The sequence below is a fragment of the Roseobacter sp. N2S genome (genome assembly GCF_031454055.1).
Taxonomy (GTDB): Bacteria; Pseudomonadota; Alphaproteobacteria; order Rhodobacterales; family Rhodobacteraceae; genus Amylibacter.
Genome location: NZ_JAVDQB010000001.1, coordinates 1,027,475 through 1,045,040, shown reverse-complemented (window position 1 = coordinate 1,045,040; position 17,566 = coordinate 1,027,475). Strand labels below are relative to the sequence as shown.

Sequence of the window (17,566 nt, the reverse complement as noted above, 5' to 3'; positions counted from 1 at the left end):
ACACTCATACACTAGATACGAACGAAATTTCAGGTACGCAGGGTTACAAATACGCGGTACAGGTTTGCGCGGCGGCAAATAATGCCACCGCGCAAAAGGGTCAGGTGCAGGCTTTAATCAAGCCAACAATCTGGTTTTTAACGGCTTCGTTTGGGATCTGGTTGATCTGTGTCGCCAGCTCGATTGTGCGGGTTGAAATCTCTTCGATCTCTTGTCCCTCTTCACCATCTGCACCGTCAAAGAAATATGAGATTTGCACGCCCAGCGATTGGGACACTTCCCAAAGACGGCTGGCGCTGATGCGGTTAATTCCGCGTTCGTACTTTTGAAGTTGCTGAAAACTAATACCAAGCATTTCGCTTAGCTTTTGTTGACTGATACCGCGAGAAGCCCGTGTAAGGCGGATTTTGGTACCAACATAAACGTCAACTGGATGGGGCATATTCGGCTCCTAATAACTCAGACAAACCCGCAATGGGTTTTTACATGTGTCATAGATTAGCCGAGGGTCGCTGCCGACGGAGCGCCGTTGTGATTGAGTTCACTTGGCGGTTTATAACGACAGGTTTAATCATACCCGCGTCAAATTGCAATCCTTTTATTAAGTTTTCTGCAACCCAAGATAGACGTTGCGCAAAGGCGCGATAACCATCGCCGATTCACACCCTGAATTATGGTATAATTGTGCCAAATCCATGGGGCCTAAAGGCGATTCCTTTAGTTTCTCATAGACAGAGCAGAGTCTATTTAGGCCAGAAAATACATAAAACCAGCATCGTTGCAGATGACTGCAATGGCTGGAAAACTCTTATTTATAAACGTAAATACAATGCGTTACCGAGAAATACACCTCAACCGACGTTTCTCATCGAGGCGGAACACACAATTTATACTAAACAGCAGATGACATTTAAATATCTGGAATTGTCCCTGCCCCAACAACCTTGGAAACAGTGTTTTTACAATGGGTAGAAGTCGGAATTTTAGACCGAAACCTCAGAAAATCAGGCGAATTCATGGCACTTATACGGCGGTCAATTGCAACCTATGCGGGGAGCACGCCTTAATTTGAACGCAATTCAAACCCCGTATTTTGTCTCTGAAGGACAGAATCTCAGAAAATCCCGCCTGACTTGTTCTAATCTGCGAGACGGGCTTGGGCCTAAATCGGCAAAACGAATCTCTTGAAACACCCCCCGCTGCGGGTAAAAGTCCCGCCATGGCAAAACTTTACTTCCACTATTCGACCATGAACGCCGGTAAATCCACGGCACTTTTGCAGGCCTCCCACAACTACCGTGAGCGGGGAATGGAGACCTATCTTCTGACCGCCCGATTCGACAATCGTGCCGGCAGTGGGGAGATCGGGTCTCGCATTGGGATCTCTGCCAAGGCAGACGGGTTTGATGCGGATAGTGATCTGTTTGATATGATCGACAAACGGATGAAAAGCAGCACGCTAACCTGTGTCTTCATCGACGAATCACAGTTCCTGTCTTACTCGCAGGTCTGGCAATTGGCCCGCGCGGTGGATGATCTGAACATTCCGGTCATGTGTTACGGGCTGCGAGTAGATTTTCTGGGCAAGCTGTTTCCGGGGTCATCGGCCCTGCTGGCCATGGCCGATGAAATGCGAGAGGTCCGGACCATTTGTTATTGCGGTAAAAAGGCCACTATGGTTGTGCGCCAAGATGCACAAGGCAATGTGATTACCGATGGTGCACAGGTTCAGATCGGTGGGAACGAGGCATATGTTTCACTGTGCCGTCGTCACTGGCGCGAGGCGACTGGCGACCTGCCTCGCTAGGCAACGTCCTTAGCGGCTGCTGTCCATCGATACATCAACAACAATTTCCCCTGCCTTTTCAAAACGCAGGGTGATCCTGACCTGTGATCCTTCTGCCAAACCGCTGTGCAACCCCATCAGCATTACATGATCACCGCCCCGTTCCAGCACCGCCTGCCCGCCTGCCGGAATCAGGATGCCACCTTCAATGGGGCGCATCATCATCACCCCGTTGGCATCCTCTGTATGGCCGTGCAGCTCTGCCAAGTTTGAGGCATCGGTCTGAACCCCAACCAGCCGGTCATCCGCGCCAGACAGGTTGTGGATCACCATATAAGCACCCCCAGCCATAGCGTTGGCCCCCACGCTGCGGACATAGCCGTCTTCTATGCGAAAGAGCGTGCCGCTGTCCCTTTCAGGCGTCCAAACCCCCAGACCATAGATCAACACAAAGGATGCAGCAGCCACGATTACGGCAGCGAAAACCGCCCCAAGACCCAGAATTCTGTTCATCACACAACTGCCCCTAAAACACGAAAAAACGGCCCCGAGCATTCGGAGCCGTCAAATCTGAAAAACTTCAAAAACAGTGCGGCTTACGCGGCTGCAGTTGCTTTTGCGATTTCTTTTTTCAACTTCAGAGCGGCGTCTGAAAGTTCAGCATCTTTGGCTTTAGCCATGAACGCATCCAGACCACCACGGTGATCAACAGTGCGCAAAGCAGCTGCAGAGATGCGGAATTTGAAAGACCGGCCCAATGTTTCGCTGATCAGCGTTACATCGTTCAGGTTTGGCAAAAACCGGCGACGGGTTCTGTTTTTGGCGTGACTGACATTGTTGCCAGACATTGGGCCTTTGCTTGTAAACTCACAACGACGAGACATCGCGTATATCCTTACTCTCTTGTCGCGCGCCACATACGGCCTGCGCTGACATTTGAAATTCGAGCCGCCTCTTTAGGCGCGATTTGTTGCCCCGTCAAGGGCAGCGCGTGATCAAACGACTGTTGCGTTGCTTTGGGCCTTTTGGGACCAAAACACAACCTTTTATCTGCGCTAAACTGCGGTTTTCAGCGCCAAAAGCACCTCTGCGGCGGCGGCATCGGGGCTAAGCGCGCCGTTCATCACCTTTTCGCGCAATTCCAGCTGCATTTTTTGCAATCTTTCGTCCTGATCCAACTGGGCCAGCACGCCGCGGCGGACCTCATCCTGGAACCAGACCTCTGCCTGGCGGGCGCGATTCGCGGCAAACTGCCCCTTTGTGCGGCGCCAATCGGTCAGGGTTTGGATTTCTTCCCATGTTTTTTCCAGCCCGTCCTCTTCCAAAGCAGACACTGTCATCGCCTTGGGAAAGCCGCGCGGGTCTTGGGGGCGTTTGCGCAACAACCGCAACGCACCCGCGTAGTCGGCGCAGGTGCGGATGGCTGTGGGTTTAAGATCTCCGTCAGCTTTGTTCACAAGGATCAGATCGGCGATTTCCATGATCCCCCGCTTCACGCCTTGCAATTCATCGCCCCCCGCAGGGGCCAACAGCAGCAGGAACAGATCGGTCATATCGGCGACCATGACTTCGGATTGGCCCACGCCTACGGTTTCCACTAGCACCACGTCGAATCCCGCAGCTTCGCACAGGGTTATCGCCTCGCGAGTGCGCCGCGCCACACCGCCCAGCGCCGCACTGGACGGGGAGGGACGGATAAATGCATTTGGATGCCGTGACAGACGATCCATCCGCGTTTTATCCCCGAGGATTGACCCGCCAGACCGTTTGGACGACGGATCAACCGCCAGAACAGCAACCTTTAGACCTTGCTCGACCAGCATCATTCCGAAGCTTTCGGTGAAGGTGGATTTCCCCACACCCGGCGTGCCAGACAGCCCGATGCGCAGCGCCGAGCGCTTGGCCTGTGTCAAGCGATCAATCAGGTTCACAGCCAGTGCGCGGTGATCCGCTCGTGTACTCTCTACCAGCGTGATCGCACGCGCCAAAATCCGCCGATCCCCTGACAGAATGGCCTCTACCGTTTTGGCGTCAACGTCCATCACTTTGAAATCACTCCGTTATTTTTCGCCAAAACGGGGAGTGGCAGGTTTATGCCCACCCTGCCCGCTTGGGTTCCCCCACGTCTTAATCAATCTTAAACCAAGGGGGAAGCCAGCCACTGAAAAAAGAGCCCCGCCCATGCGCCGCTTTGCCCTGACTGTTTTGCTTTTGAGTATTGGCCCGACCGTACGGGCCGAAGATGTGAACCAGACCTTCGGACTGTATGTTTCGGGGCTGAAGGCGGGGTCTATCCAGATCAAGGGCCATCTGAGCGGGACCATGGAACAGGGGCAATACGCCCTTGAAGGTGCGCTTAGCCCTACCAGCGTGATGCGGCATTTCCACGATGTGGGCTACAGCGGTGTGGTGCAGGGGCAAATGCGGGACGGGCAAATCCACCCCGCCACCTATCACAGCCACACCCGCACTGAATCCCGCGAAAATGAGGTGAAGTTGCAGTTCACCGATGCCAGCCCTGATGCCGCCCCTGTTGTCGAAATGTACGCGCCCAGCCGCGAGCATCGGGACTATGATATTGATCCCGCCGCGCAAAATGGCGTGCTGGACCCGCTTAGCGCAGCCCATCTGGTATTTCGCGACCAAGCCTTGGGCGATCTGTGTAACAAGGTGATTGACGTTTTTGACGGGCGCAGACGCACACGCCTGACCTTGGATGCGCCCGTTGAAACCGGGCAAAACACTATCTGCACGGGGGCCTATTCGCGGATTGCAGGATTTTCACCCGAGGATATGCAGGAACAGGTCAACTTTCCGTTTACACTTGTGTACACCAAAGGGGATGCAGACACTTATATCCTATCCTCTTTCACGACCGAGACTTCTTTTGGCAGTGCCGAGGCCGCCCGAAAGTAACTCTTGATGACGCAACTGCCGATCGAATCCGTCTTGCCCGAATTGGGCGCGGCCCTGTCAGCCCGAGGTATGGCGGTTCTTCAAGCCCCCCCGGGGGCGGGTAAAACCACCCGCGTTCCATTGTTTCTACTGGAAACCGCACAGGTGTCAGGCCGTATCCTGATGCTGGAACCCCGCCGTCTGGCCGCCCGCGCTGCGGCGGAGCGAATGGCTGAAACGCTGGGGGAACCTGTGGGCCAAACCATCGGGTATCGTATGCGGGGCGACAGTAAAACCGGCCCGAACACCCGAATCGAGGTGATCACCGAGGGCATCCTGATGCGCGTGGTGCAAAATGATCCCGAACTGGCGGGCGTGGGCTGCATCATCTTTGACGAATTCCATGAACGCAGTTTGCAGGCGGATACAGGTCTGGCCTTCGCCCTTGAAATCCGCGAGGCCCTGCGCCCCGATCTGATCCTGATCGCCATGTCTGCCACGTTGGATGCCGCCCCCGTGGCCACTTTGATGGGGGATGCCCCCGTAATCACATCCCAAGGCCGCAGCTATCCGGTTGAAACCCGCCATCTGGATCACCCCTGGAGCCGCCCGAACCAGCGCGGCCCCCGCTTTGAAAATGCCGCCGCCGATCTGATCCTTCAGGCCGCCACTGATACCACGGGCGGGATATTGGCGTTCCTTCCGGGCGAAGGTGAAATCCGCAAAGTACAGGCTTTGCTGCAAGGTACTCTGCCCGCATCCTGTCATATCCGCCCGCTGTTTGGCGCGCTACCCTTTGCCGAACAACGCCGCGCCGTTTTGCCTGAATCCGAAGGGCGAAAGATTGTGCTGGCCACATCCATTGCCGAAACATCCCTGACCATTCAGGATATTTCAGTGGTGGTCGATGCAGGCCGCGCCCGCCGTGCCCGTTTTGATGCGGGGTCCGGCATGTCGCGACTGGTAACCGAACGGGTGACCAAGGCCGAAGCCACCCAGCGCCAGGGTCGCGCGGGTCGTGTGGCCGCCGGGATCTGTTACAAACTCTGGACCAAAGGCGAAGAAGGCGGATTTGCGCCCTTCCCCCTGCCCGAAATCCTGTCGGCCGACATCACCAATCTGATCCTCGAACTGGCGGCTTGGGGCACGTCTGATCCTGCTGATCTGCCGTTTCTTGACCTGCCCCGCCCCAGCGATGTGGCCCAATCCCAAAGCCTGCTACGGTGGCTGGGGGCACTGGATGCCAGCAATCGCATCACCCCCCATGGCCGCGCGTTGTTGCGCCATCCACTGCATGTGCGGCTGGCACATATGCTGGAGCTGGGCGGGGCAGAGTCTGCTATACTTGCCGCATTATTGGAAAGCCGCGATCCCCTGCCCCGCAGTGCGCCAAGTGATCTGTCCCTGCGCGTCGAAGCGATCCGCGATCCGCGCCGTTTCGCAGACAGCCGCCCCTATCATGCCAATGCAGCGGTGGTGAAATCCATCAAGGCCGAGGCTAAACGCTTGCGTCCAAAATCCGCTACCATGTCGCTGGGCGAAACCTTGGCATTGGCCTACCCCGACCGGATCGGCTTGCGCCGCAAAGGCGATGCGCCCCGCTTTGTACTGTCTGGTGGCAAAGGTGCTGTCTTTGCCGAAGACGACCCGACAGGGGCCGAACGCCTGATCATCGCGAGTTCGCTCGATGGCGACGCGCGCGAGGCCCGTGTGCGCATGGCCCTTCCCATCACGCAGGCCGAACTGGCCAATGTCTACGGCGACCAGTTTGAAACCCGCGAGATTTGTGAATGGTCTAAACGGGACCGCCGCGTGCTAAGCCGCAAACATCTGTGTTTCGGGGCGCTGGTTCTGGAAGATCAGGTCTGGAAAAACTGCCCCGCCGATGCGTCCAATGCTGCCATGTGTCTGGGTGTTGCCGATCTGGGGCTGGGCTGCCTGCCGTGGAGCCAACCCGCCACATTGTTCCGCGCCCGCGTGGAATGGCTGCGCGGTCAGGGCCATGACATGCCCGATCTGTCAGATACAGCCCTGCTGGACAGTTTGACCGACTGGCTGGAACCCCATCTTGGCGGCATCCGCACCCCCGACGGGTTGCGCGGGCTGGACCTGCACATGATCCTGCGCAGTCAGCTGGATTGGGAAGCGGTGCAGACACTCGACCAGCTGGCGCCTGCCAGTATTACCGCACCTACTGGGACCAAACTGCCGATTGATTACAGCGCCCACCAACCCAAAATCGCTGTGCGTCTGCAAGAACTGTTCGGCATGACCACCCACCCGACCGCAGGCCCGAAACGCCTGCCGCTGTTGATCGAGCTGCTGTCCCCCGCCTGTCGCCCCGTCCAAACCACCGCCGATCTGCCGGGGTTTTGGGCCAGTTCTTACAGTGATGTACGCAAGGATATGCGCGGGCGTTATCCCAGACACCCGTGGCCCGAAGACCCCACACAGGCGGAACCCACACGGCGGGTAAAGCCCAGAAACTGATCCCCAGCCTGTGCAAACTGGCCCTTGCAGAAACTCGTAAGACCAAGGACAGTGTTCTACAATACGTTGAGCAGCCTAAACGCTGTCAGCGATTTTCGTTCGGGGACCATTATGTTCAAACGTTTTTCACGTCTCGTTTTTTCCGCCGCGATTTCTGTTTCTGCCAGCGCGGTGTTTGCACAACAAAACCTTAGCGGGGAAACCGCCAACCCAGGCGGGACGGCCTATTTAAGTCTGTCACACCTAAGCGAAGCCGCCGCCAGCGCAGGCATCGCCAACATCCAGTTAAGCGCGGGGCAAACCCTGACCAATACCACCCAGAATCTGGCCGAGGGGAAAACCGACATTGCCAGCACCACCTTTGTTCTGCCCTTCCTGATGTCACAAGGGCGCGGGCCATATAGTACGCTTGGCGCGGAAAAAGGCGCCGAACTGGCGGCGAATTTGCGGCTGCTCTATCCCTATACGCTGGGGGTGATCGGGCTGTACGGCTATGACAGTGCAGGGGTTCAGGGCTGGGATGACCTGAAGGGGCGCACGCTTTTGAACGGCCCCCCTCGCGGTGGCGCGCTGACCAATGCGCGCGCCCTTATACGCATCGCAACCGGCCTGAACGAAGGTGCGGGCTACACAGGTGTTCAGGTCAATTGGGGCCAGGCGCTAAAAACCATCACCGATGGCACAGTTGACGCCGCAGTGCTGCCGCTGCAATTCCCCGACACACGGGTTACGGGCGCTTTGGCGGCAGGGCGAATGACGCTTTGGTCCTTGCCCAAACCCGTTTACGACAGCGCACACTTCGTAAAACTGGCCAAGTTGCCGGGCAGTGCCCCTTGGATTATGGACCTAAAAGATGTCAACGCGCCCGAAGGTCTGAGCGTGGTATCCCAAGACGATAAATTCCGCGGTCTTGCGATTAAAGGCGGTGATATTGTGCATAAAGATATGGATTTCGATCTGGCAAAGGCGCTGGTGACGGCGCATATCAAAACGCTCGACGCGCTAAAGGCCAAGACACCGTTTGCGGCCAATGTGGGCTACGGCGATCTTGATCCTGTCCGATCCGGCCTGTGCGGTGCCAATCCCTTGAAGTACCACGCAGGCGCACTCGCTGCATGGCAAGAGGCGGGCTATGAAATAGACGACTGCGCCAAACCTTAACCCGACTTAGCACAGACACCGGCCCATTGGACCCGCCCCATGCGCGACACCGCCCAGACCTCCCCCGCCATGTCGAGACCGCTAAGGGGTTTGGCCTACGGTTTGGGGTTGGTGTTTGTGCTGGTGGGGCTGGTGAATGCCGCCCCCAATTTTCCGGGCCTGAACGGAGCTTTGCGCACGGTCACGGGGATTGACTGGATAACCTTTGGCAAGTTCCACTATGCCACATTTTACCCGCTGGCGTTCTTTTGGATGATGCTGATCGTCGCGTTGAAACATTCGGTTTGGCGGGATTGGGCAGCGCGCCCTGCCCTCCAGCGCTGGCTGGGGCTGTGTCTGGACATCGCCTTTGTGCTGGCCGCCTTTACCATCGCCGTCACCTATCTGATTGAAATCGAAAGCGTCTGCCTGATTGACCAACTGACCGGAGAGCGCGCCGAATTGATCGCCAGCAGTCTGGCCCGAGAACGGGAATTCGCCGAACTTTACGGCCTGCCCCTGCCCGACACCGTCGAAAACCCGCAATGCCTTCACACCACCCAAGGATTCTTGGTGCCCATAGTCGGCCTGTCTGTGATGCTGTTTCTGGGTTATAACGTCAAAGTCTGGGGGTTGCCGCTGGTTTTGGTATCCATCCTGATCGTGGCTTATACCCTTGGCACGGTGCTGGTCTGGTATTTTCACGGGCCGGATGACGTTAACAAATACCTGATAACCAAACTGGGCGGCGAACCGCGATTGCTGTCGGACGGGCGGCCAAAGCTGCATGATGCTTTGGTAAACAACGGCTCGGGGCTGCTGGGGCGGTTCATTCATATTCTGATGAATACCGTGTTTCCCTATATTGTGCTGGGCGGGCTGTTTGCGGCCTCGGCGGGGGGAACGTCGCTGATCAAACTGGCGTTTTTATGGACGCGGCACCTGCGCGGCGGGCCAGCCCATGCGGCGGTGATATCCTCGGCACTGTTTGGCACAATCACAGGCGGGCCGGTGATCAATGTCTTATCCACCGGCGTGCTAACCATCCCCATGATGTTGAAAAGGGGCTTTAGCCGGGTCTTTGCGGGCGGGGTAGAGGCTGCTGCATCGTCAGGCGGGGCGATCATGCCTCCGGTGATGGGGGTTGCGGCCTTTGTACTGGCAGCCCTGACCACCGTACCATACCGTCAGGTGATCATTGCGGCGATTATCCCGGCAGTGGCCTATTTCTTTTGCTTGTCCCTGTCGGTGATGTTTCAGTCGCGCAAACAGGGGATTCACCCCATCGGCCCCCTAAGCGATGACATGCGCCTGACCGCCTGCGACAAACGCCATTTGGTGCAAATCTTTGCGCCGATCCTGCTGATCCTGTTCCTGTTGCTGACCTCAAAAGACGCAATTGGTTGTGGGCCTTTGGCGGGCTTACTGGGGGTAGAGCGTATCTTTACCGGCGGAACCTGCCGCGCGGTTGATCTGCCCTGGCTGCTGCAGGTTGTGAAAAACAGCGTAGGAGACCCTGGCAGTGCTGGGTGGTGGGCGGTTATGCTGATGATTGCGCTGCTGTTTCTCGATTGCGACATACGCCGCGCACCACGTAAGGTTCCTGATGCGCTGGCGGCTTCTGGGGGGCTGATCGCGTCGCTGTATCTGATGTTTCTGGCGATCTCGATCATAGACATCTGCCTGAACCTGACCGGCCTGTCCAAATTCGCGGCCCAAGATATTGTGGCGTATTTACAAACCTTTGACACAGGTGGCAGCGCGGGTTTGTTTCGCTTTGCGGCACTCTGCGTGACCATGCTGCTGGCGATCCTTTTGGGCATGGGCATGCCCGCCGCACCCGCCTATTTTAACGTGGCCTTGCTGATGGGTCCATTGCTGGCGGGGCTGGGCCTGTCGGTATTCACCGCCCATATGTTCATCTTTTACTTTGCCGTTGCATCGGCAATCACCCCCCCTGTCGCCTTAGCAGCTTTTGCGTCAGCCTCCATCACCGGGGCGGGCCCGATGGCCACCAGTCTGTCCGCAATCAAAAGCGGCATCGTGATCTTTATCATTCCGTTTATTTTTGCCTTTTACCCCGAATTGCTGTTGATCGAGCCCGCCCTCCTAAACCCTGACCCAAGCCTTGGCGCGGCGCGGTTTATTACAGGCTATGACGGTCAATTCCACCCGTGGCATCTGATCTGGTTGCTGGTGCGCGTCGGGATGGCCCTTTATCTTCTGGCCAGTGCGCTGGCTGGGTTTGATCAAAATCGGATCGGATATTTTGAAATTGCAATCCGCTTGGCGCTGGCGCTCGGGGTTCTGGCGGCTAATCCAATGTACTATGGGCTAGCAATCAGTCTGGCGATCGTTGTGATGATGATCCACCGTGTCAACGCTTTGCGGCCAGCCTGATAAAAGACATCCGGCTTGTAGCCCCTATGGCGAAACTTGATTAATGATCGAAATGGTGCCGCTGATAGGACTCGAACCTACTACCCCATCATTACGAATGATGTGCTCTACCTGATGAGCTACAGCGGCGTGAGGGTGTTGTATTCTGCAATTTCGCGCCCTTCAAGCCCGTTTGATGTAAATCCGCTTCACCTTCGTTTCACCTTGGCCTAAACCAAAGCCTATGAACCTTATCGCACTGCGCTCCCCCGAATTTCGACTGTATTTTATTGGTGCCGTGGCAAATGTGAATGCCATGTGGATCGCCCGGATTGTTCTGGGCTGGCTGGCATGGGATTACACCCACAACGCCCAGTTTGTCGGGATTGTTGCCGCTTGTTCCCTATTGCCAACCCTGTTCACTGGCCCGTTTTTCGGGGTGATGGTTGACCGCGCGGATGTGCGCAAGGCGGCTTATGCGACCAATATTCTGATGATTCTGTGTATTGCAGCTCTGCTGGGGTTGCAGGCTGGGGGGCTGATATCAAAGGTTAGTTTGGTCTTTATTTCACTGGCCATTGGCACGGTTACAGCGGCGCACCATCCTGTGCGCTTGTCGCTGGGGCCACGCTTGGTGCAGCAAAAACACGTATCCTCGGTCGTGGCGCTATCTGCGTTGAACTTCAATCTGGCCCGCCTGATAAGCCCGGCTTTGGGCGGTATTTTGATTGATGCGGTTGGCATTACTGTGGCGCTGATTATCACCCTGATTATGTTCCTGCCCAATCTTGCGATCCTGTTCCGCCTACACCCGCGCGCCCTTGAAAAACACGGGACCGAGCGGTTCACCACTGCGATGGCCGCGGGGCTGCGATATATCCGGCAACGGCGTGTGATTGTGGTGATCCTGTTGTCCACAACCGTGTTTTCCATCGCCCTGCGCGGCGTGCTCGAAGTCCTGCCGATCGTCGCGGACGGGTCATTTGGACGGGGGGCTGTGGGGCTTGGGCAACTTGGCTCTGCTGTGGGCGGCGGGGCGCTGTGCTCGGCCATTTACAAGACTATGGACCGTGGCACCCGTCCGGTGAATTCAGACGCGCTGTCGCCGTTCAATCTGGCTGTGGCCACTGCCGGGCTGATCGCCATTGCGCTGATCGGCAATACTGCGTCCTGGCCCCTTGCCCTGCTTTGCGCTGCCACATTGGGGGCCAGTGGCACCTATTTCGGCGTCACGATGCAGTCGTTGATCCAAACGGATTTGCCCGATGATATGCGCGGGCGCGTGATGTCAATCTGGGTGGTTGTGGGATTGGGTTCTACGGCACTTGGCGCATTTTTGTTGGGTGCGCTGGCCGATGTGATCGGCTTGCCCCTGTCCTGTGCGGGTATGGCCGGTTTCGGCTTTATTACCCTGATGGCTTTGTCACGGCGCATTCACAAGAACGCGCCGTGAGCTTGGTTTTACCTGCAGCTTAAACCGCAACCAGTGTCACATCCGCAGCCGTCAGACCGGCACCGCCAGACACAACCGCAACCGCAACGCCGTTTACCATAACTGTCGCGCCAGAGCCGTCTTCCAGATCGGTCACTTCGACTTCGGGAAGCCCTGCGTCGCCGTCATAGTCCACAAAGATCGAATCCTCGCCTGCGACGAAGTCTTTGATCACAGCAGCGGTTTCAATGTCTTCGCGAACATCAATACCAAAGCGGTCATTACCTGCACCGCCGGTTGCTTCATCGCCGTTTTGCAGGATGATTGAGTCGTCACCATCACCGCCGAACAGGGAATCTGCCGCACCATCGTTCAGGATCAAATCAAACCCGCTGACGCCAGATTCAGCCGCTTCCAGATCAAAGGATGCACCAGTCATCACATCGTTGCCAGCACCGCCGTAAACCACGTCAGATCCGCCCTCGCCGTACAACACATCGTTGCCGTCAGCGCCCAGCATAAAGTCGTCGCCGCCACCGCCCAGCAGGTCATCGTCACCGATACCGCCGCGCATTTCATCGTCGCCCTCATTGCCAAACAGCGTATCATTCCCCGCATTGCCGTTGATCACGTCATCGCCAAAGCCGCCGCTTAATTCATCCCAGCCGTCGTCGCCTGATATTTCATCATCGCCGCCGTTGCCAAAGATCAGATCGCCCTGATCGCCGCCGAACAATGTGTCATTATCCGCACCGCCAGAAATTTCGTCAGCCCCCGTGCCGCCAAAGGCAAGGTCGTTATCCGCATCGCCGTTGATCACGTCATCGCCTGCGCCGCCGTAGCCGATGTCACGGAATTCGCCCATGTCCAGCGTGTCATTGCCGTTGTTGCCGTACAGGATGTCTTGGCCCCAACCGCCGTCGATGGAATCATCGCCGTCACCGCCAGTCACCAAATCATTGCCAGTTCCCGCGCGGACCTCATCATTACCGCCCAGCATCTCTGCAACGTCATCACCGCCATTCAGAATCGCCAGATCGTCGCCCTCGGTGCCTTCATATTCATTGGCACTGTCGTCGCCCACATAGAGCGTTGGATCTTCATCCTTGGTCGTATCCGAATTGTTGTTGTTGTTGTCGTCATCGTTTATTTCATCGATGCCCCAAATAACTGCGCCCAACCCCACAAGCGACAATAAAACGATCTCAATCATACCTAATCCATTTCCCAATCGCTAAAACTGCGATGCACAAACTAATTCCACCCATGATTACAAACAGCTGTAATCTTTGACAGCTTACCAAGAATTGGAAGAAAGGAACATGAAATCGCCACATTCCTGCCCTTTTACAACCACAGGAGGAATATTGCGGGTTCTACTGTTTCCCAGATTTAAACAATCCCAACCCACGAAGACCATTGTCTTTTTTCAGGAACGCGGCACCGAATCAATTGCCCGAAACCGCAAAAAAAAGAGGGGGAGTCTTTGCTCCCCCTTAGGTCTACTTTCAGGCTATTGATTTGCTGCTCGGTGGTTGCCTGCGCCTGAAGCTGGAAAGGGTCGGCACACCGACCCTTTGTTCTTGTGACTTAGCTACAACCGCTGGTGCCCCCGCAGGTGTTGCATTTCATGCAGGTTCCGTTGCGCACCAACGTATAGTTGCCGCAATCCCCGCAAGCGTCGCCTTCATAGCCTTGCATTTTGGCCTTGGCGCGATCGTCCATTTGCAAAGGCGCAACGCCGCTAACAGCAGAAGGAGCAACCGGTGCTGCAGCTTGTGTTTCAGCGAAACCGCCACCCAGTGTTACATCCGCGCGCACCGATCCGAACAGACCGGTTTGCCCGCCCTGAAACACCATCAACTCTTGCGGCATCCGGTGGCGGTGAAACCCCGGAGACACCACTTGTTTCAGCATGGCCACCGCATCGTCAGAGGCAGGGCGCACATTACTGGCCCCCTCTTCGGTGCCGCGTCCCAGTTCATCAAAGGATGTGCCGACAGGTTTGACATGGGCCAGGTCGCTGCGATCCAGATAAGACACGGCCAGTTCGCGGAAGATGTAATCCAGGATCGAAGTGGCGTTCTTGATGCTGTCATTGCCCTGCACCATGCCTGCGGGTTCAAAGCGGGTAAAGGTAAAGGCATCGACGAATTCATCCAGCGGCACGCCGTATTGCAGCCCCACCGACACCGCGATAGCAAAGTTGTTCATCATCGCACGAAAGCCTGCGCCCTCTTTGTGCATGTCGATGAAAATCTCACCCAGATTACCGTCTTCATATTCGCCGGTGCGCAGATAGACCTTATGCCCCCCCACAGTTGCCTTTTGGGTATAGCCTTTGCGGCGCTCTGGCAGTTTTGCGCGGGCTTGGGCCACCTCTTTGATGATCACTTTTTCGATGATCTTCTCTGCCAGAACCTGCGCCCGTTCGCCTGATGGAGCGCTGGCCAGCGTTTCTTCCAGATCCTCATCATCGTCGATCAATGCAGCTGACAAAGGCTGTGACAGTTTAGAGCCGTCACGATAAAGCGCGTTGGCTTTCACCCCCAAAGACCAGCTCAACTCATAGGCTTTCTGACAATCCTCGATTGTGGCGTCGTTTGGCATGTTGATGGTCTTGGAAATCGCACCGGAAATAAACGACTGTGCCGCCGCCATCATGGTGATGTGGCTGTTCACCGACAAATAACGTTTGCCGATTTTACCGCAAGGATTGGCACAATCAAATACCGGCAGATGTTCGTCTTTCAGGAATGGCGCACCTTCCAGCGTCATGGTTCCGCAGACGTGGTTGTTGGCGGCCTCTACCTGCTTTTTGGTGAACCCCAGATGGGTCAGCAGATCAAACGACGGATCGTTCAGTTGCGCTTCGGGAATGCCCAGCGTGCCAGAGCAGAATTCAGCCCCCAGCGTCCATTGATTGAACACAAAGCGGATATCAAAGGCAGTTGGCAGGGCGGTTTCGATCTTTTTCAATTCGGCCGCACCAAATCCGTGCCCCGTCAGCGAGGTGTGGTTGATGTCAGGCGCATTGCCCATAGAGCCGTGACCCACCGCATAAGACACGATTTCTTCGGCTTGGGATGTGGAATAGCCCAGTTTCGCCAAGGCCGCTGGCACCGATTGGTTGATGATTTTGAAATACCCGCCACCGGCAAGTTTCTTGAATTTCACCAGCGCAAAGTCAGGCTCGATCCCTGTCGTGTCGCAATCCATGACCAGTCCGATGGTGCCTGTGGGCGCAATGACCGATACCTGAGCGTTACGATACCCGTGCTTTTCGCCAAGGCTAACCGCTTCTTCCCAAACGGTTTTTGACAGTGCAGTCAGCTCCGCATCAGGGGTGTTGAAGTGATCCAGCGGCACGGGGGTTACATCCAGACCGTCATAGCCTTTGGCAGCGCCCTGTGCGGCCAGCGCATGGTTGCGCATCACCCGCAGCATGTGTTTGGCGTTTTTGGCATAGCCAGGGAATGGCCCCAGCTCTTTGGCCATTTCAGCAGATGTGGCATAGGCAACGCCAGTCATCACAGCCGTCAGTGCGCCACACATGGCACGCCCTTCATCCGAGTCGTAGGAATAGCCCATGTTCATCAGCAGACCGCCGATATTGGCGTAGCCCAGCCCCAGTGTGCGGAATTTATAAGACCGCTCGGCAATTTCTTTGGACGGGAATTGCGCCATCAGCACGCTGATTTCCAGCGTCATGGTCCACAGACGCGAAGCATGCATGTAAGACGCCGCATCGAATTTGCCGTCTGTGTAGAATTTCAGCAGGTTCATCGAGGCAAGGTTACAGGCCGTGTCATCTAGGAACATATATTCAGAGCAAGGGTTTGACCCACGGATCGCGCCATCTTCGGGGCAGGTGTGCCATTGGTTGATGGTGTCGTGATATTGCACACCCGGGTCAGCACAGGCCCATGCGGCGTGGCCGATGTCTTCCCACAATTCGCGGGCACTGACAGTTTCAGCGACTTTGCCATCGGTGCGGCGCAACAATTCCCAAGGCTGATCGTTTTCCGCAGCTTTCAAAAACGCATTGGTCACACGAACCGAGTTGTTGGAATTCTGGCCCGCAACGGTGCCGTAAGCCTCGGAGTCCCAATCGGTGTCATAGGTGGGAAACTCGATGCTTTCAAAGCCCTGTTTGGCATATTGCAGCACACGGTTGATGTAGGTTTCCGGAATGCGGGCAGATTTGGCGGATTTGATCGCCGTTTTCAGGCCTGCGTTGGCTTTGGGGTCAAACGCCCCCTCTTCCGAACCGTCCCATGCACGGATCGCGCCAAAAATCTCGTTCAGCTTGTCTTCGTGCATTTTGGAACCGGCGACCAAGGAAGCAACCTTTTGTTCTTCGCGCACTTTCCAATTGATGAAATCGCTGATGTCAGGGTGATCCATATCGCAGATCACCATCTTGGCCGCGCGCCGTGTGGTGCCGCCTGATTTAATGGCGCCGGCGGCTCTGTCCCCGATCTTAAGAAAGGACATAAGTCCCGAGGATTTACCGCCGCCGCCCAGTGGCTCTGCGGCACTTCGCAGGGAGGAGAAGTTTGTACCCGTGCCCGAACCGTATTTGAACAGTCTCGCTTCACGAACCCAAAGATCCATGATCCCGCCGTCATTCACCAGATCGTCAGAAACGGACTGGATGAAACAAGCATGGGGTTGCGGATGTTCATAGGCTGACTTCGACTTGGTCAGCTTGCCGGTCTTATAATCTACGTAATGGTGCCCCTGGCTCGGACCATCGATGCCATAGGCCCAGTGCAGACCGGTGTTAAACCATTGCGGGCTGTTGGGGGCTGCCATTTGATTGGCCAACATGAACCGCATTTCATCAAAATAGGCACGCGCGTCTGATTCTGTATCAAACATGCCGCCCTTCCAGCCCCAATAGGCCCAAGCGCCCGCCAGACGGTCAAAGACCTGCTTGGCCGAGATTTCACCATCATACCCGTCAGCAGCAGCTTGATCTTGGTCCATAGGCACCGAACGCCAGAGGAATTCTGGGATGCCCTTTTCCTTAACTTTTTTCAGGTTCGCAGATACACCAGCTTTACGAAAATACTTCTGCGCGATCACATCCGCCGCCACTTGGCTCCAGCTTACGGGAACTTCTACAGCGTCCAGAGAAAACACAACCGTTCCATCAGGATTGCGAATTTCCGAGGTTGTTGTGTGAAATTCAATGTCTGCGTAAGCGTCTTGATTTTCTTTGGTGAATCGACGGTCGATCTTCATGTCTGCCCCATAAGCTTGTTTTCTTAATTAAGGGAATCGGCACCCCGCCTGACCTGATCCAAGCGTGTGATTTACCGATTACCCCTACAGTCCCCGCCTCTAGGCCAAACCACTAAATGTTGTGTTTGCAACCGAAGCCTGCACAAACTGTACGACCTCCACGAGTCCGTCAACGAAAATTTTTTAAAAACTAT

General features: G+C 56.1%; 12 protein-coding genes and 1 tRNA gene. 6 read left to right on the top strand and 7 right to left on the bottom strand.

Going from position 1 to position 17,566, the window contains the following annotated elements:
- Positions 1-100 precede the first annotated feature (100 nt).
- The gene (locus GGE09_RS05165; protein WP_309744513.1) at positions 101-442 is read right to left on the bottom strand and encodes a helix-turn-helix transcriptional regulator; all 342 of its coding nucleotides are present in this window, start codon (positions 440-442) and stop codon (positions 101-103) included.
- 777 nt (positions 443-1,219) lie between these two features.
- Here GGE09_RS05165 and GGE09_RS05160 point away from each other — a divergent pair.
- A complete protein-coding gene (locus tag GGE09_RS05160; protein ID WP_309744511.1) occupies positions 1,220-1,807 on the top strand; it encodes a thymidine kinase in 588 nt (195 codons plus the stop codon).
- 9 nt (positions 1,808-1,816) lie between these two features.
- Here GGE09_RS05160 and GGE09_RS05155 read toward each other — a convergent pair whose 3' ends face one another.
- From GGE09_RS05155 to meaB, 3 genes are all read right to left on the bottom strand, one after another.
- Complete coding sequence (locus GGE09_RS05155) at positions 1,817-2,299, bottom strand: copper chaperone PCu(A)C (RefSeq protein ID WP_309744510.1); 483 nt, start codon at positions 2,297-2,299, stop codon at positions 1,817-1,819.
- An 83-nt stretch (positions 2,300-2,382) separates the two neighbouring features.
- Positions 2,383-2,670, bottom strand: coding sequence for a 50S ribosomal protein L28 (gene rpmB, locus GGE09_RS05150; RefSeq protein WP_309744508.1), 288 nt, complete (start codon positions 2,668-2,670; stop codon positions 2,383-2,385).
- A gap of 171 nt (positions 2,671-2,841) precedes the next feature.
- Entirely contained in the window at positions 2,842-3,828 is a 987-nt protein-coding gene (gene meaB / locus GGE09_RS05145) for a methylmalonyl Co-A mutase-associated GTPase MeaB (RefSeq protein ID WP_309744845.1), read from the bottom strand.
- A 139-nt stretch (positions 3,829-3,967) separates the two neighbouring features.
- Between meaB and GGE09_RS05140 the strand changes: the two genes are divergently transcribed.
- The 4 genes from GGE09_RS05140 (at position 3,968) to GGE09_RS05125 (ending at position 10,711) form a co-directional block, all read left to right on the top strand.
- On the top strand, positions 3,968-4,702 hold the full coding sequence (locus GGE09_RS05140) for a DUF3108 domain-containing protein (protein ID WP_309744506.1): 735 nt from the start codon (positions 3,968-3,970) through the stop codon (positions 4,700-4,702).
- Between the two features lie 6 nt (positions 4,703-4,708).
- Positions 4,709-7,171, top strand: coding sequence for an ATP-dependent helicase HrpB (gene hrpB / locus GGE09_RS05135; protein ID WP_309744504.1), 2,463 nt, complete (start codon positions 4,709-4,711; stop codon positions 7,169-7,171).
- A 111-nt stretch (positions 7,172-7,282) separates the two neighbouring features.
- The gene (locus tag GGE09_RS05130; protein ID WP_309744503.1) at positions 7,283-8,332 is read left to right on the top strand and encodes a TAXI family TRAP transporter solute-binding subunit; all 1,050 of its coding nucleotides are present in this window, start codon (positions 7,283-7,285) and stop codon (positions 8,330-8,332) included.
- A gap of 39 nt (positions 8,333-8,371) precedes the next feature.
- Positions 8,372-10,711, top strand: a complete 2,340-nt coding sequence (locus GGE09_RS05125; RefSeq protein WP_309744500.1) for a TRAP transporter large permease subunit — start codon at positions 8,372-8,374, stop codon at positions 10,709-10,711.
- 53 nt (positions 10,712-10,764) lie between these two features.
- On the opposite strand, the gene GGE09_RS05120 is transcribed toward GGE09_RS05125, so the two are convergent.
- A tRNA-Thr gene (locus tag GGE09_RS05120) sits at positions 10,765-10,840 on the bottom strand.
- A gap of 94 nt (positions 10,841-10,934) precedes the next feature.
- Between GGE09_RS05120 and GGE09_RS05115 the strand changes: the two genes are divergently transcribed.
- Positions 10,935-12,143 carry an MFS transporter gene (locus GGE09_RS05115; RefSeq protein WP_309744499.1) on the top strand — a complete coding sequence of 403 codons (1,209 nt, stop codon included), beginning with the start codon at positions 10,935-10,937 and terminating at the stop codon, positions 12,141-12,143.
- A gap of 19 nt (positions 12,144-12,162) precedes the next feature.
- On the opposite strand, the gene GGE09_RS05110 is transcribed toward GGE09_RS05115, so the two are convergent.
- Both GGE09_RS05110 and GGE09_RS05105 read right to left on the bottom strand, forming a co-directional pair.
- Positions 12,163-13,335 carry a calcium-binding protein gene (locus tag GGE09_RS05110; RefSeq protein WP_309744497.1) on the bottom strand — a complete coding sequence of 391 codons (1,173 nt, stop codon included), beginning with the start codon at positions 13,333-13,335 and terminating at the stop codon, positions 12,163-12,165.
- Between the two features lie 377 nt (positions 13,336-13,712).
- The gene (locus GGE09_RS05105) at positions 13,713-17,372 is read right to left on the bottom strand and encodes a vitamin B12-dependent ribonucleotide reductase (protein ID WP_309744495.1); all 3,660 of its coding nucleotides are present in this window, start codon (positions 17,370-17,372) and stop codon (positions 13,713-13,715) included.
- Positions 17,373-17,566: the final 194 nt, after the last annotated feature.